This window comes from Novosphingobium sp. GV079, assembly GCF_003058045.1.
Lineage (GTDB): Bacteria > Pseudomonadota > Alphaproteobacteria > Sphingomonadales > Sphingomonadaceae > Novosphingobium > Novosphingobium capsulatum.
Genome location: NZ_QBUE01000009.1, coordinates 38,260 through 51,550, shown reverse-complemented (window position 1 = coordinate 51,550; position 13,291 = coordinate 38,260). Strand labels below are relative to the sequence as shown.

Sequence of the window (13,291 nt, the reverse complement as noted above, 5' to 3'; positions counted from 1 at the left end):
CCCTGCGTTTTTCCTTTTCTTAAAGCCTCTTGCCAGGCCTCGCATCACCCCCAACCCCCTCCTCTGAAGAGGAGGGGGCTTTGCGCGTCGCCTTTTATCCCAGCAATTCCGCCACCGCGCGCCAGGCCTGGTCGATGGCGCTGTCGGTGTAGGCGGCGCGGCCGCTGTCGGAGTTGGCGATGGTGATCGCGCCGAAGCGCTGGCGGGCGATCTTGTTGGGGGCTTGCGGATCGTCGTCCTGGTGCTTGTCCCACAAGGCGTTGTATTCCGGGGCATAGCCGTGTGGCCAGCGGTTCACCGTGATCGCGGCGATATCCTTGTCTGCGTCAAAGCCATAGGGGCCGAGTGCACGGGTGAGGAGGTCGCGGACGCGGGTTTCGTAGGTGGCGAGGTCGGTGCCGAGCAGTTCCATGCGGCCGGCGCGGCTCTGGTCGTGTTCGGGCAGGCCGGGCTGGTGGGGAATGCCGGTCATGTGCAGGACGATGGGATCATCGGGTGATCTGGGGCCGGCATAGCCGCCGATCGGCACGGCCTTGTCCAGCCCGGCGTTCTGGAACCAGGCCTGGGGAAACTGGATGCCCGAAAGCCCGGCCTTGGCAAAGGCGCGCCAGTTGTCGAGCGCGACGCTGACATAGACCAGCGGCTCCTTGACCAGTTCGTGCAGCGCTTCCTTCTGCGCGGCGGGCAGGCTGGGCACGAGGTAGGGGATGATCATGTTGTAGCAGGCCATGACCACGTGGCGCGCGGCCACCTTGTGTACCTTGCCGGCGTGGGAATAGACCACGTCGGCCCCAGCCTGGGCGCGGTTGACGGCGTGGACGACGATGCTGGAGAGGCGAAGGCGCACCGCGTTGTCTGGCCGGTCGAGCGCGGCATAGTCGGTGGGAGCGAGGATCGACTGTTCGACGGTGAGGCCCGGCGCCATGAAGCCGGGGATCAACTGGGCGACCAGGCGGCGGGCGATCGTGGCGTTGCCATCGGGGAAATGGAAATCATAGCTGCCGCCGGTGCTGGCAAAGCCGCGCGGGGTATAGCCCATGCGCATCGTGCCGCCGGGATCGAGCTTGAGGCCCTTGAAGCCGGGGAAGAAACTGGTGCCCCAGGCATCGAGCGCGCTGATCCCGTCCGCGCCCACGCACCACCAGCCGAGCGGGCGGTTCTGGTAGAACAGCATGGCTTCTTCGCCCAGGCCGCCATGCTTCATCAGGTAGTCGCGATAGCTGATGGTGGCGAGGTAATCCTTGCGCTGGTCCATCGCCATGGTGCCGAGCGGATCGCTGGCGCCAGCCTCCAGCGCAGCGATCTGCGCGCGCGCAGTGGCCGAAAGCGGCGACCTGGCCAGGGCATCGGCCAGTGGCAGATCATCGGGCAGGCGCACCAGCGCATCGCTGCCAAAGCTTTCCTTGTCGAAGAAGGCGGCGCGGCCCAGCTTGAGCCCGGCAAACATGCCTTCCTCTACCTCGGTATCGCCGCCATAGGCCTTGGCCAGCGCCGGCACATCGATCCCCAGGCGGCGCAGCAGGCCATCGGCAACCTTGCTGTAGGGCGTGGGGCTTTCGATGCCGGCGGTGCCGCCGTTCATCAGCAGGGTATGGCCGCGCACGCGAAATTCGTTGCGTTTGGCATGGCCGCCGAAATCATCGTGGTTTTCGAGGATGAGGATGCGCGCGGCCGGGTTGCGATCACGGTAGAACAGCGCCGCGGACAGCCCGCTGATCCCGCCGCCGACGACGACCAGATCATAGCTTTCGTGCGCCGGGCCGGCCAGCGCCTGGCCCACCGCCTGGCCATCGCGCAGGGCATGCGCCACTTCGAACGAGCCAACGTGCGATCCGCGCAGGCCAGTGCGCAGCGGCGGGTAGTAACCACCCGGTTCGCCCGGATGCACGGGCAGGGCGGCGGTGGGGGAGGCAGGCTTGGCCGGGGCGGCAACGGCGGGTGTGGCCAGCGCGGCGGCCGCCGTGGCAGAGCCGGTCTGCACGAACGCGCGCCGCGTCAGCCGTCCGCCGGGCATGCCTTTGGGTGAGCCATCGCGTGCCATTGTCGTTTCCCCGTGATGAAAGGCTTTACCTGTATCCTGTGATCACATATCGTGCGCAAAAGCAATGCCCGAAAATCCAACCGGGCCAACCATGAGGGCAATCATGCAAGCAACCCCTTCGCGGCGCGGATTCCTGGCCGGCCTGGGCACGGCAGCGGTCGGCATCACGTTTTCCGGGCTGGCGGGGTGCAAGAAGCATCCTTCGCAGATGGTCAATTTCTACAACTGGGATACCTACGTCGGCAAGCATACCCTGTCGGGCTTTGAGCAGGCCAGCGGCATCGGCGTGAACATGAGCCTCTATTCCAACAACGACGAGCTGTTTGCCAAGCTGCGCGGCGGCAATCCGGGCTATGACGTGGTGGTGCCGGCCAATGATTTCGTGCAGCGCATGGCGAAGGCCAACATGCTGATGCCGCTCGATCACGCCAAGATTCCCAACATGAAGAACATCCTGCCGCGCTTCCAGGATGCGCCGTTCGATCCGGGCCGCAAATATGCCATGCCCTATACCTGGCTGGTGCTGGGCATCGGCTATCGCAAGTCAAAGATCCAGGGCGTGCCCGACAGCTGGAAATGGGTGCTGGATTCGCCGCAATACAAGGGCCGCATAGCCGTGCTGTCTGACGCGGCCGACCTGTGCCGGCTGACCGAAATCTATCTCGGCGCCGATATGAACACGTTCGACAAGGCGACGCTCGCCAAGGTGCAGGACCTGCTGATCCGCCAGAAGGGCAACATCGCCACGTTCCATGACGACAATGGCCAGGATCTGCTGCTGTCGGGCGATTGCGATATCGTGATCGAATACAATGGCGACATTGCCCAGGTGATGCGCGAGGACAAGGACCTTGCGTTCGTGGTGCCCAAGGAGGGCAGCATCCTGCAGTCCGACCAGCTGTGCATCCCCGCCGGCGCGCCCAATCCCGATGCGGCGCACGCGTTCATCAACTACCTGCTGAGCGCGGACGCGGGCGCCGATATCTCGCGCACCATTCGCTATCCCACGCCCAATGGCGCTGCGCTGGCGCAGATGGACGCCGAATATCGCGACAACCCCGCGATCTTCCCGCCCGAGGCGGCGCTCGCCAAGTGCCAATACGCCAACTATCTGGGCGAAGATGCCTATCGTGCGTTTCAGGATGTGATCACCCGCGTGCGCGCGGCATAGGCGGAGGGGGAAAGCGGGCGTTGCTCTCCCCTCCTCTTCAGAGGAGGGGCCGGGGGTGGTGGAGGCGTAGCGCAAGGTTTCGCACCACCCCCCAACCCCCTCCTCTGAAGAGGAGGGGGCTTACGTTTGCGTTATTCCACCGGCTTTTCCGGGTCATAGACCACGTAGAACTTTTCATAGCCCTTGGAATCCCAGCGGCCGAGCCAGCCCTTGGGGATCGACACCGCATCCCCGGCCTTCACCTCCAGCACGGTGCCATCGGCCGAGGTGAGGGTGACGCCGCCCGATAGGAAGACCATGAATTCGTTCACCGGATAGCCTTCGCCGGTGAAGCTGTCGTGGTTGGGGCCGGCAACGGCATAGGCGCCGCTCATGAACTTCTTGTCGGCCGAATGCAGCTGCGGCAGGTCTGATACAGCCGCGCCGCCTTCGTCGCTGTGGTGTGCGGCGCTGCCGGCGAGGGCGGCGGTGACCGCGCTGCTTGCCAGTTTGGCCGGCTTGGCGATGCTGGCGGCGCCGGTATCAGCAAGGGCTGCGGTGGCGGGCAGGGCCAGCGCCAGGCCAAGGCCCAGGGCAAAATGCCGCGCAGAGCGGATGTGGACGCGCATCGGACGGTCTCCTGTTGTAAAGTGCTGCGATCACAATTGCGGTTGGATGTCAGGGCGTCAACTGCACGTGAGGCCGGAAATGTTGTCAATTTCCGAGTATTGGTGCATCTGGTGCACCGCTCGATTGGTGATATCATGCGATCGCACCAGCAATGAGGATGTCTGTGCCCGATCCGCTGCCTTCCGCAGACCTGAATTCCGGCGATTTCCTGTCGGGCAAGGCGATCCCGCCGTTTGCCGCGCTCCGGGCGTTCGAGGTGGTGGGCCGCGTCGGCGGGGTCCGCCGCGCCGCCGCGCTGCTGCGGCTCGATCACACGGTGGTTAGCCGCCATCTCAAGGCGCTGGAGGAATGGCTGGGGGTGATGCTGGTCGATCGCCAGGGCGGCCGCGTGACCTTGACCGAGGCGGGGCAGGCCTATCACGCGCGGGTTTCGGCCGCGATGCTCGATGTGGTGTCTGCCACGCGCGAGATCATGGCCCAGGGCCAGATTCACGACCTGCGGCTGTGGTGCGTGCCGGGCTTTGCCACGCAGTGGCTGTCTGCGCAGATTGCCGCGTTCGAGCAGACCGGGCCGGGTTTCCAGGTGGAACTGCGCCCCACCGACCGGCCGGCCAACCTGATCCAGTTCGAAGCCGATGTGGATATCCGCTATTACGGCGATGGCTGGCTGCCGCAGCCGGGCGGGCCGGGGCTGCACACGCTGGTGCTGGCGCGACCGCCGCTACTGGTCGTGGCGAGCCCGGGCGTGGCACAGGCGATGGTCGGGATCGGCGGGGTGGACGATCTCTTGGCCGCGCCGCTGTTGCATGAGGAGCACCACGAGCAATGGCGGTTCTGGCTGCGCGGCAATGGGCTGGACCTGGGGCGCCAGCCGCTGCCCGGCGCGCTGCTGTGGCATGCCCACCTGGCGCTGGCTGCGGCGCGGGCGGGACGCGGGCTGGCCCTGGCCAATCGCTATCTGGTGGCTGATGACCTGGCCAGTGGCGCGCTGGTGGAGCTGGCGGTGCCGGGCGCGCAGGCCGTGGCGATCGGGTCTTATTGCATGGTGACGCGCGCCGATCGCGCCAACAATCCGGCCATCGCGCAATTGCGCCGCTTCCTGCGCCAGCAAGCGGAGTGAGTCGCCGTGTGGTGCGCCCCATGCACCACCGGCGATCGCTTTTCCCCCTCCCGCGCCGGCGCGCCATTTTCGAAAGGTAACCTGAAAAAGATTCACGGCATCGCCGTTTGCAGGAGCTTTCATGGCCAGCCAGACCCAGCCGCCCGCAGCGGCCCCAGCGTCGATCGATTTCGCCAGCATGGATGGCGTCGATCTCGATCATTTCTGGATGCCGTTCACCAACAACCGGTTCTTCAAGCAGAACCCGCGCCTGTTCGTGGCGGCGAGCGACATGCACTATACCACGGCCGATGGGCGGCAGGTGCTCGATGCCACGGCGGGGCTGTGGTGCGTGAACGCCGGGCACGGGCGCGCGGCGATCACCGATGCCGTGACCCGGGCGGCGCAGACGCTCGATTTCGCGCCGACGTTCCAACTGGGCCATCCCCTGGCGTTCCGCCTGGCCAGCGACGTGGCGCGGATCATGCCGGCGGGAATGGACCGCGTGTTCTTTACCAATTCGGGTTCGGAAAGCGCCGATACCGCGCTCAAGATGGCGCTGGCCTATCACCATGCGCGCGGCGATCACACGCGCTTTCGCCTGATCGGGCGGCAGCGCGGGTATCACGGCACCAATTTCGGCGGGCTTTCGGTGGGCGGCATCGGCGGCAACCGGCGCCGCTTTGTCAGCCAGGTGTGGGGGGTGGATCACCTGTCGCACACCCATGGCCAGGCCGTGCGGTTTTGCCGGGGCATGCAGCCGGGCAACGGCGCCCTGGCCGAGGAACTGGAAGAACTGGTGGCGCTGCATGGCGCCGAAACGATCGCGGCGGTGATTGTCGAGCCGGTGGCCGGCTCCACCGGGGTCTTGGTGCCGCCGCAAGGCTATCTCCAGGCGCTGCGCGATATCACCCGCAAGCACGGCATCCTGCTGATCTTTGACGAGGTGATCACCGGCTTTGGCCGCCTGGGCAAAGCCACGGCAGCGGAATACTTTGGCGTGACGCCCGATATCATCACCACGGCCAAGGGGCTGACCAACGGCACCGTGCCGATGGGGGCAGTGATCGCCAGCCGCGAGGTGCATGATACCGTGGTCAACGGCAGCCCCGAAGGCATCGAGTTCTTCCACGGCTATACTTATTCCGGCCATCCCGTGGCGGCAGCGGCGGGGCTGGCGACGCTGGGTCTCTATCGCGAGGAAGGGCTGTTCGAAAACGCCGCCGCGCTGGCCGCGCATTGGGAAGCGGCGGCGCATGCGCTGGCTGATTGCCCGCATGTGATCGACGTGCGCAATCTGGGGCTGGTGGCCGGGATCGAACTGGCCCCGCGCGATGGGCAAGTGGGCGCGCGGGCGATGGAGGCGTTCCACCGCGCGTTCGATGCCGGGCTGCTGATCCGCGTGACCGGCGATATCATCGCGCTGTCTCCGCCCTTGATGATCAGCGCCGCGCAGATCGACACGATCTTTGGCATGCTGCGCGAGATCCTGAACGATCTGGCGTGATCACGCATGGCGCGTGACCGGCTTCCCCCGCTCAAGTCCCTGGAAGGGTTCGAGGCGGCCGCCCGGCTGGGCAGCTTTGCCGCGGCGGCGCAGGAACTGGGGCTGACGCAATCGGCGATCAGCCACCAGGTGCGCAACCTGGAAGAGGCGCTGGGCCATGCCCTGTTCCGCCGCGTCTATCGCCAGGTGGTCCTGACCGATGCCGGCCGCGATTTCCACCGCACGGTGCGCGACATGCTCAAGGTGCTGCGCGGCGGGGTGAGCCGATTGGCGCCCTATCGCAAGGCCAATTCGGTGATCGTCTATGCCGATGCCGGGTTTGCCGGGTGCTGGCTACAGCCGCGCCTGCCGCGCCTGATGGCGGATCTGCCGGGGATGGACCTGTGGCTCGACAGCCGCGGTCTGGCGGTGGATTTCGAGACGACCGAACTCGATATCTTTCTAACCGACGCGCCCGATGGCGGCGATACAGGCCTGCCCAGTGAAACCCTGCTGGGGCTGGACTATGCCGTCTATGCCGCGCCGGCGCTGGCCGGGGCGGCGGCTGGGTTTCTCGAAGGGCGGGGCACCGTGCCGCTGCTGCACGATGAAGGGCCGGTGGATTGGGCGGCATGGTATGCCCACTTCGGCTTGGCGATGCCGGGCGGCGACGCGCTGATCGCCGGGCCGACGTTTACCGCCGTGCCCGCCCTGCTGGGCGCGGCGGCCGATGGGCTGGGCCTGGCATTGGCGGCGCAAGGCTATGCCGCGCCATGGGTGGCGCGTGGCGAGCTGGTGCCCGTGGGTGACCGCATCTGGCTGGGCGCGGCGCAGCTGACCATGGTGGTGCGGGCCAAAGGGCGGGGCGATGCCCATGTCCATGCCCTGGCCGATTGGCTGCGCGCGGCTGCCGCGTCAGGCCAGCCAATCGACCGGTGAGGCGGCCACGGCCTCTGCCAGCCAGGCGCGGAAGCGGGCGATGGGCTGGGCGTCCCACATGTCTGCCCGCGCGGTGAAGTAATAGGCGCCCGGCGCGCAGGGGGAAAAGGCCGGATTGCCCGCGCCCAGTTCGACCAGGCGCCCGCTGCGCAGGTGCTCTGCCGCCAGGAAGCCATTGGTGATCGCCACCCCCTGGCCATCGGCGGCCGCAGCCAGGGTCATGTGCGCCTGCCACAGCCGCGCGGCGAGTGGCGGCTGCGCCTCTGCCAGGCCTTGCGCGGCAAACCAGGCGCGCCATTCGGCGTCGGAATCCTCGTGCAGCAGGGGCAGGGCCAGGAGATCGCGCGGGGTATCGACGCGGGCGCCGGCCAGCCAGGGCGCATCGGCCCGCGCCACCGGAAACAGGCGCGGTCGCACGATCGCCTGGCGCATGAGATTGCGCGGGGTGGCCAGCGCCGGGGCCGTGTCGAGATACCAGCGGATATCGCCCTGCGCCTCGCGCCGGACAAGGTCGGGCGGGCTGTCACTGGGCCGCAGGTCCAGCGCCATGCCGGGGTAGCGGCGGCCAAAGCCGGGTAGGTTGGGGGTGAGCCAGAGATAGGCCAGGCCCGCCACCGACCACACATCGAGCCGGCCGCCCGCCGCGCCACCGCGCATCTGGTTGGTGGCGGTGCACAGCTGGTCGAACGCCGGGCCGATCAGCGCGTGATAGCTTTCGCCCGCCGGCGTCAGCCCACCGCCCTGGCGATCGACCAGCATGACCCCCAGCCAGTCTTCCAGCGCGCGCAGATGGCGACTGACGATGGCATGGCTGACGCCCAAGGCAGCGGCCGTGCGGCGCACCCCGCCATGGCGGCCAAACGCCTCGAACGCGCGCAGTGCGGCAAAGGGTGGCAGGTGTGGGCGATCTGGCATGGCGATGGTAACCCCTGGTCACCATCTGGGTAGCATTAGTGGGCTTTTGTGCGCAAGCCGATGGTGCGACAAGCATGGGCATCTGTTTCTCTTGCCCGGAGTGTGCCGCCATGGCTGACAACGCGTCTCTTCTTGCCCGCCGTGAACAGGCCGTGCCGCGCGGCGTGGCTTCGTCCACCGCCGTGTTTGCCGATCGCGCGGACAATGCCGAGTTGTGGGACGTGGAAGGGCGCCGCTTCGTCGATTTTGCCGGTGGCATTGCCGTGCTCAATACCGGGCACCGCCACCCCAAGGTCATGGCCGCGGTGCAGGCGCAACTGGAACGCTTTACCCACACCGCGTTCCAGGTCTGCCCTTATGAAAGCTATGTCGCGCTGGCGGAAAAATTGAACGCTCTCGCCCCATTTTCTGGCCCGGCCAAGACCCTGCTGCTCACCACCGGGGCAGAAGCCACGGAAAATGCGGTGAAAGTGGCGCGCGCGGCAACGGGGCGTTCGGCGGTCATCGCGTTTACCGGCGGTTTCCACGGCCGCACCCTGCTGGCCAGTGCGATGACCGGCAAGACCACGCCCTACAAGCGCCGCTTTGGCCCGATGCCGGGCGAGGTGTTCCACGCGCCGTTCCCCACCGGCCTCAATGGCAACACGGTGGAGCGCACGCTGGAAGCGATCCACTACCTGTTTGCCGCCGATGTGGAGCCCGAGCGCGTGGCGGCGTTCATCGTCGAGCCGGTGCAGGGCGAAGGCGGTTTTCACGTGGCGCCGCCGGCATTCCTGGAAGCGCTGCGCGCCCTGGCTGACCAGCACGGCATCCTGCTGATCGCGGACGAGGTCCAGGCCGGCTTTGCCCGCACCGGCAAGATGTTCGGCATCGAAAATTCCGGGGTGGAACCCGATCTGGTCTGCGTGGCCAAGTCGCTTGCCGGCGGCTTTCCGCTCGCCGGGCTAATCGGCCGGGCGCCGCTCATGGACGCGCTCGATCCTGGCGGTCTGGGCGGCACCTATGGCGGTTCGCCGATCGGCTGCGCGGCTGCGCTCGCCGTGTTGGAGGTGATCGAGGAAGACGGCCTCTGCGCCCGCGCCGCCGCGATCGGGCAGCGCATGCGCACGCGGGTGGAAGGCTTTGCCGCCGCCGGCCTGCCGGTGGCCAACATTCGCGGGCTGGGCGCGATGTTCGGCTTTGACGTGACCAATGCCGCCGGGGAAACCGATGGCGCCATGGCCAAGGCGGTGACCGTTGCGGCGCTGGAACGCGGGCTGATCCTGCTGTCGTGCGGCACCAAGGGCGAAACCATTCGCGTACTTGTACCGTTGACCGCGTCGGACGAACTGATCGACGAAGGGCTCGATCTGGTGGAACAGGCCCTGGCGACAGTGGCCGGCAAGGTGATGGCATGAGTGACATTCTGGAAGTGACCCGCCCCGCGCTCAAGCGCGCCGACCTGTGGCGCGAACAGGCGTTCGTGGCTGGGCAATGGCGCGGCGCGGCGGCGACTATCGCGGTGGACAATCCCGCCACCGGCTCGGTGATCGGCCACGTGCCCGACATGGGCGCGGCCGAAACGCGCGAGGCGGTGGCCGCCGCGCATGCCGCGTTTGGCCCGTGGAAGGCCAGGACCGCCAAGGAGCGTGGCGCGGTGCTCAAGCGCTGGGCTGCGCTGATGCTGGAGCATGCCGATGACCTGGCCACGATCATGACTGCCGAACAGGGCAAGCCTCTGGCCGAGGCCAAGGGCGAAGTGGGCTATGCCGCATCGTTCCTGGAATGGTTTGGCGAAGAAGCGCGGCGCGTGCGTGGCGAGGTGATCGCCCCGCACCAGGGCGATCGGCGCCTGGTCGTCACCCGCCAGCCGGTGGGCGTGGTCGGCGCCGTCACGCCGTGGAATTTCCCCCTGGCGATGATCACCCGCAAGGCCGGCCCGGCGCTGGCCGTGGGCTGCCCGATCGTGATCAAGCCATCGGAGCTTACGCCGTTTTCGGCCCTGGCGCTGGCCGTTCTGGCGCAGGAAGCAGGGCTGCCCGATGGCTTGCTCAGCGTGATCACCGGGCAGGCCAAGCCGATCGGCGAAGTGCTGACCGGCGATCCGCGCGTGGCCAAGTTCACGTTCACCGGATCGACCGCCGTGGGCAAGCTGCTGGCCGCGCAGTGCGCCGGCACGGTCAAGCGGGTGAGCCTGGAACTGGGCGGCAACGCGCCGTTCATCGTGTTCGAGGATGCCGATCTCGATGCCGCGGTGGAAGGGGCGCTGGCTTCCAAATTTCGCAACACCGGGCAAACCTGCGTTTGCGCCAACCGCCTGCTGGTGCACACCGACGTACACGATGCCTTTGCGCAGAAGCTGGCCGCGCGGGTGGCCGCCTATCGCGTGGGGCCGGGCCTGGACGGGCCGACCGACCAGGGCCCGCTGATCGACGATCGCGCCGTGGCCAAGATCACCGCGCATGTCGCCGATGCCGTGGCCAAGGGCGGAAAGATCCTGACCGGGGGCAAGCCGGCCGAGGCGATCGGCGCGCGCTTTTTCGAGCCGACGGTGATTGCCGACGTGCCGGCCGATGCCCTGCTCAACCGCGAGGAAACCTTTGGTCCGCTGGCCGGCCTGGTCCGCTTTTCGAGCGAGCAGGAAGCCGTTGCCCTGGCCAACAACACCCGCGCCGGGCTGGCGGCCTATGCTTACACCGCCGATGCCGCGCGGCAATGGCGCCTGACCGAAGCGCTGGAATACGGCATGGTGGGCATCAACACCGGGCTGATTTCTACCGAGGTGGCGCCGTTCGGTGGTGTAAAGGAATCGGGCCAGGGCCGCGAAGGTTCACACCTGGGCGTGGATGACTATCTCGATGTGAAGCTGGCCTGCATCGCGGTGCCGGCGCTATAATTTGCGCGGATCGCCGGATGGTCGGGAGGAAATCCCGATATCCGGCGAATTCGCGCTAAAAATAGGGAAAAATCGTCCTGCGTTTTCCCATATCATCCCACTGGGATCGTAATCGATCGCATCGGGAGATCACGTATGTTTGTCGGCACCGTCAAGGAAATCAAGAACCACGAATATCGCGTCGGGCTGACCCCCGAAAGTGCGCATGAACTGGTGGCGCATGGGCACACCGTACTGGTGGAAACCGGTGCCGGCGCCGGCATCGGCGCTGCCGACGAAGCCTATGTGGCGGCCGGCGCGCAGATCGTGGGCACCGCGGCTGAAGTCTTTGCCCGGGCCGACATGGTGGTGAAGGTCAAGGAACCGCAGGCGGTGGAACGCGCCATGCTGCGCGAAGGCCAGATCCTTTATACCTACCTGCACCTGGCGCCCGATCCCGAACAGACCGCAGACCTGGTGAAGTCGGGCGCGGTGTGCATCGCTTATGAAACCGTGACCGACGCAACCGGTGGCCTGCCGCTGCTCAAGCCGATGAGCCAGGTGGCCGGGCGCATGGCGATCCAGGCCGGCGCCACCGCCCTGGAAAAGGCCCATGGCGGGCGCGGCGTGCTGCTGGGCGGCGTGCCCGGCGTGCTGCCGGCCAAGGTGGCGGTGATCGGCGGCGGCGTGGTCGGCTTCAATGCCGCGCAGATGGCCGCAGGCCTGGGTGCCGACGTGACGATCATCGACCGCAGCCCCGAAGTGCTGGAACGCTTGGCCACCCATTTCGAAAGCCGTGCCAAGACACTCTATGCCGGCAAGGCCAACATCGCCGCTGCCGTGGCCGAGGCTGACCTGGTGATCGGCGCGGTGCTGGTGCCCGGCGCCGCTGCGCCCAAGCTGGTCACGCGCGAGATGCTGTCCACGATGAAGCCCGGCGCCGTGCTGGTGGACGTGGCGATCGACCAGGGCGGCTGCTTCGAAACCAGCCATGCCACGACCCATGCCGAGCCGACCTATGTGGTCGATGGCGTGGTGCACTATTGCGTGGCCAACATGCCGGGCGGCGTGGCGCGCACCAGCACTTATGCGCTCAACAACGTGACCCTGCCCCATGCCCTGGCCATTGCCAACCTGGGCTGGAAGGCCGCGCTGGCGCGCAACGTGCACCTCGCCAATGGCCTGAACGTGGCGTTTGGCAAGGTGACCTATGAAGCGGTGGCCAACGACCTGGGCTATGCCTATACCCCGGCGGCCGACCTGATCGGCTGACGCCAAGCCCACCTGGAGATGCGATGATCCACACCGACCATGCCGCGCTGCGGGCCGCCCATGCTGGGGGCACCGGGCTGTGCACGGTGGTGGGGATCGATGGCAGCTTTTCGCGCCGGGTGGGCGCGCAAATGGCCACCCAAGGAGTCGGGCAAGGAGCCGGCGCGGATGCATCCGTGGCCGGCTCTTTGGCCGATGTCTGCCTGGAACGGCAACTGGCCGGAGACTTGGCGCAGATGGCGCCGGGCGCGGTGCCGGCGCTGCAGCGCTATGGCCGGGGTTCGCCGATCATCGATTTTCGCCTGCCCTGTGGTGGCGGGCTGGATATCCTGCTCGATCCCGCGCCCGATCGCGCTGCGCTGGCGCAGGTGGTGCAAGCACTAGACGCGCGCCAGCCGGCCAGCCTGCCGCTGCCCGTGCCGGCCGATGCCCCGCCGCACCTGCTGCGTGCGCGGCCCTACATTCCCGCGCTCTCGCTGGTCTTGCTGGGCGAGGGCGCGGAGCTGACCGCGACGGCGGCGCTGGCCCGCACGATGGGCATCGCGACACAGGTCTTTGCCAAGGAAGACACTGGCGCGCTGCGCCTAGGCGGGGTGCCGCAGGGCGCGCAGGCCGATGCCTGGACCGCCATCCTGCTGCTGTTCCACGATCACGAATGGGAACGCACGATTCTGCGCTGGGCGCTCGACACGCCCGCGTTCTACATCGGCGCGCAGGGCGGGATGCGCGCGCGGATGGCGCGGCTGGATGACCTGGCGCGCGACGGGGTGAATGAAACCCAGCTGGCGCGGGTGACCAGCCCGATCGGCCTGATCCCCCGCACGCGCGAGCCCGGCGTGCTGGCGCTGTCGGCGCTGGCGGAGATCCTGGGCGCTTACGAGGCGCTGCATCCGCTGGCGTAACGC

11 protein-coding genes are annotated in these 13,291 nt (G+C 67.5%); 8 read left to right on the top strand and 3 right to left on the bottom strand.

The features are described from left to right. Window positions 1–94 precede the first annotated feature (94 nt). Complete coding sequence (locus C8K14_RS12905) at window positions 95–2,041, bottom strand: NAD(P)-binding protein (RefSeq protein WP_107716959.1); 1,947 nt, start codon at window positions 2,039–2,041, stop codon at window positions 95–97. A gap of 103 nt (window positions 2,042–2,144) precedes the next feature. Between C8K14_RS12905 and C8K14_RS12900 the strand changes: the two genes are divergently transcribed. Next, a complete protein-coding gene (locus tag C8K14_RS12900; protein WP_022675408.1) occupies window positions 2,145–3,212 on the top strand; it encodes a PotD/PotF family extracellular solute-binding protein in 1,068 nt (355 codons plus the stop codon). A 131-nt stretch (window positions 3,213–3,343) separates the two neighbouring features. Here C8K14_RS12900 and C8K14_RS22880 read toward each other — a convergent pair whose 3' ends face one another. After that, window positions 3,344–3,820 carry a cupin domain-containing protein gene (locus C8K14_RS22880; protein WP_199223729.1) on the bottom strand — a complete coding sequence of 159 codons (477 nt, stop codon included), beginning with the start codon at window positions 3,818–3,820 and terminating at the stop codon, window positions 3,344–3,346. Between the two features lie 152 nt (window positions 3,821–3,972). Here C8K14_RS22880 and C8K14_RS12890 point away from each other — a divergent pair, with 152 nt between their 5' ends. The 3 genes from C8K14_RS12890 (at window position 3,973) to C8K14_RS12880 (ending at window position 7,345) form a co-directional block, all read left to right on the top strand. Beyond that, a complete protein-coding gene (locus C8K14_RS12890) occupies window positions 3,973–4,941 on the top strand; it encodes a LysR substrate-binding domain-containing protein (protein ID WP_107716958.1) in 969 nt (322 codons plus the stop codon). A gap of 121 nt (window positions 4,942–5,062) precedes the next feature. Continuing rightward, complete coding sequence (locus C8K14_RS12885) at window positions 5,063–6,427, top strand: aminotransferase class III-fold pyridoxal phosphate-dependent enzyme (protein WP_107716957.1); 1,365 nt, start codon at window positions 5,063–5,065, stop codon at window positions 6,425–6,427. A 6-nt stretch (window positions 6,428–6,433) separates the two neighbouring features. Then, a complete protein-coding gene (locus C8K14_RS12880; protein ID WP_062788337.1) occupies window positions 6,434–7,345 on the top strand; it encodes a LysR family transcriptional regulator in 912 nt (303 codons plus the stop codon). On the opposite strand, the gene C8K14_RS12875 is transcribed toward C8K14_RS12880, so the two are convergent. Beyond that, window positions 7,322–8,260, bottom strand: a complete 939-nt coding sequence (locus tag C8K14_RS12875; protein ID WP_107716956.1) for a LysR substrate-binding domain-containing protein — start codon at window positions 8,258–8,260, stop codon at window positions 7,322–7,324. The two genes, C8K14_RS12880 and C8K14_RS12875, sit on opposite strands and share 24 nt — an antisense overlap. A gap of 110 nt (window positions 8,261–8,370) precedes the next feature. Here C8K14_RS12875 and gabT point away from each other — a divergent pair, with 110 nt between their 5' ends. The 4 genes from gabT (at window position 8,371) to C8K14_RS12855 (ending at window position 13,288) form a co-directional block, all read left to right on the top strand. Beyond that, a complete protein-coding gene (gabT, locus tag C8K14_RS12870) occupies window positions 8,371–9,657 on the top strand; it encodes a 4-aminobutyrate--2-oxoglutarate transaminase (protein WP_107716955.1) in 1,287 nt (428 codons plus the stop codon). Continuing rightward, window positions 9,654–11,135: an NAD-dependent succinate-semialdehyde dehydrogenase gene (locus tag C8K14_RS12865; protein WP_107716954.1), complete on the top strand. Its 1,482-nt coding sequence runs from the start codon at window positions 9,654–9,656 to the stop codon at window positions 11,133–11,135. Before gabT ends, C8K14_RS12865 begins: the two co-directional genes overlap by 4 nt. A 135-nt stretch (window positions 11,136–11,270) precedes the next feature. Then, entirely contained in the window at window positions 11,271–12,386 is a 1,116-nt protein-coding gene (gene ald / locus C8K14_RS12860; RefSeq protein ID WP_022676896.1) for an alanine dehydrogenase, read from the top strand. 23 nt (window positions 12,387–12,409) lie between these two features. Next, entirely contained in the window at window positions 12,410–13,288 is an 879-nt protein-coding gene (locus C8K14_RS12855) for an XdhC family protein (protein ID WP_107716953.1), read from the top strand. Window positions 13,289–13,291: the final 3 nt, after the last annotated feature.

Coding starts and splice junctions, on each gene's coding strand:
- C8K14_RS12905 (WP_107716959.1), bottom strand. CDS start 2,041: ATGGCACGCGATGGCTCACCCAAAGGCATGCCCGGCGGACGGCTGACG.
- C8K14_RS12900 (WP_022675408.1), top strand. CDS start 2,145: ATGCAAGCAACCCCTTCGCGGCGCGGATTCCTGGCCGGCCTGGGCACG.
- C8K14_RS22880 (WP_199223729.1), bottom strand. CDS start 3,820: ATGCGCGTCCACATCCGCTCTGCGCGGCATTTTGCCCTGGGCCTTGGC.
- C8K14_RS12890 (WP_107716958.1), top strand. CDS start 3,973: ATGAGGATGTCTGTGCCCGATCCGCTGCCTTCCGCAGACCTGAATTCC.
- C8K14_RS12885 (WP_107716957.1), top strand. CDS start 5,063: ATGGCCAGCCAGACCCAGCCGCCCGCAGCGGCCCCAGCGTCGATCGAT.
- C8K14_RS12880 (WP_062788337.1), top strand. CDS start 6,434: ATGGCGCGTGACCGGCTTCCCCCGCTCAAGTCCCTGGAAGGGTTCGAG.
- C8K14_RS12875 (WP_107716956.1), bottom strand. CDS start 8,260: ATGCCAGATCGCCCACACCTGCCACCCTTTGCCGCACTGCGCGCGTTC.
- gabT (WP_107716955.1), top strand. CDS start 8,371: ATGGCTGACAACGCGTCTCTTCTTGCCCGCCGTGAACAGGCCGTGCCG.
- C8K14_RS12865 (WP_107716954.1), top strand. CDS start 9,654: ATGAGTGACATTCTGGAAGTGACCCGCCCCGCGCTCAAGCGCGCCGAC.
- ald (WP_022676896.1), top strand. CDS start 11,271: ATGTTTGTCGGCACCGTCAAGGAAATCAAGAACCACGAATATCGCGTC.
- C8K14_RS12855 (WP_107716953.1), top strand. CDS start 12,410: ATGATCCACACCGACCATGCCGCGCTGCGGGCCGCCCATGCTGGGGGC.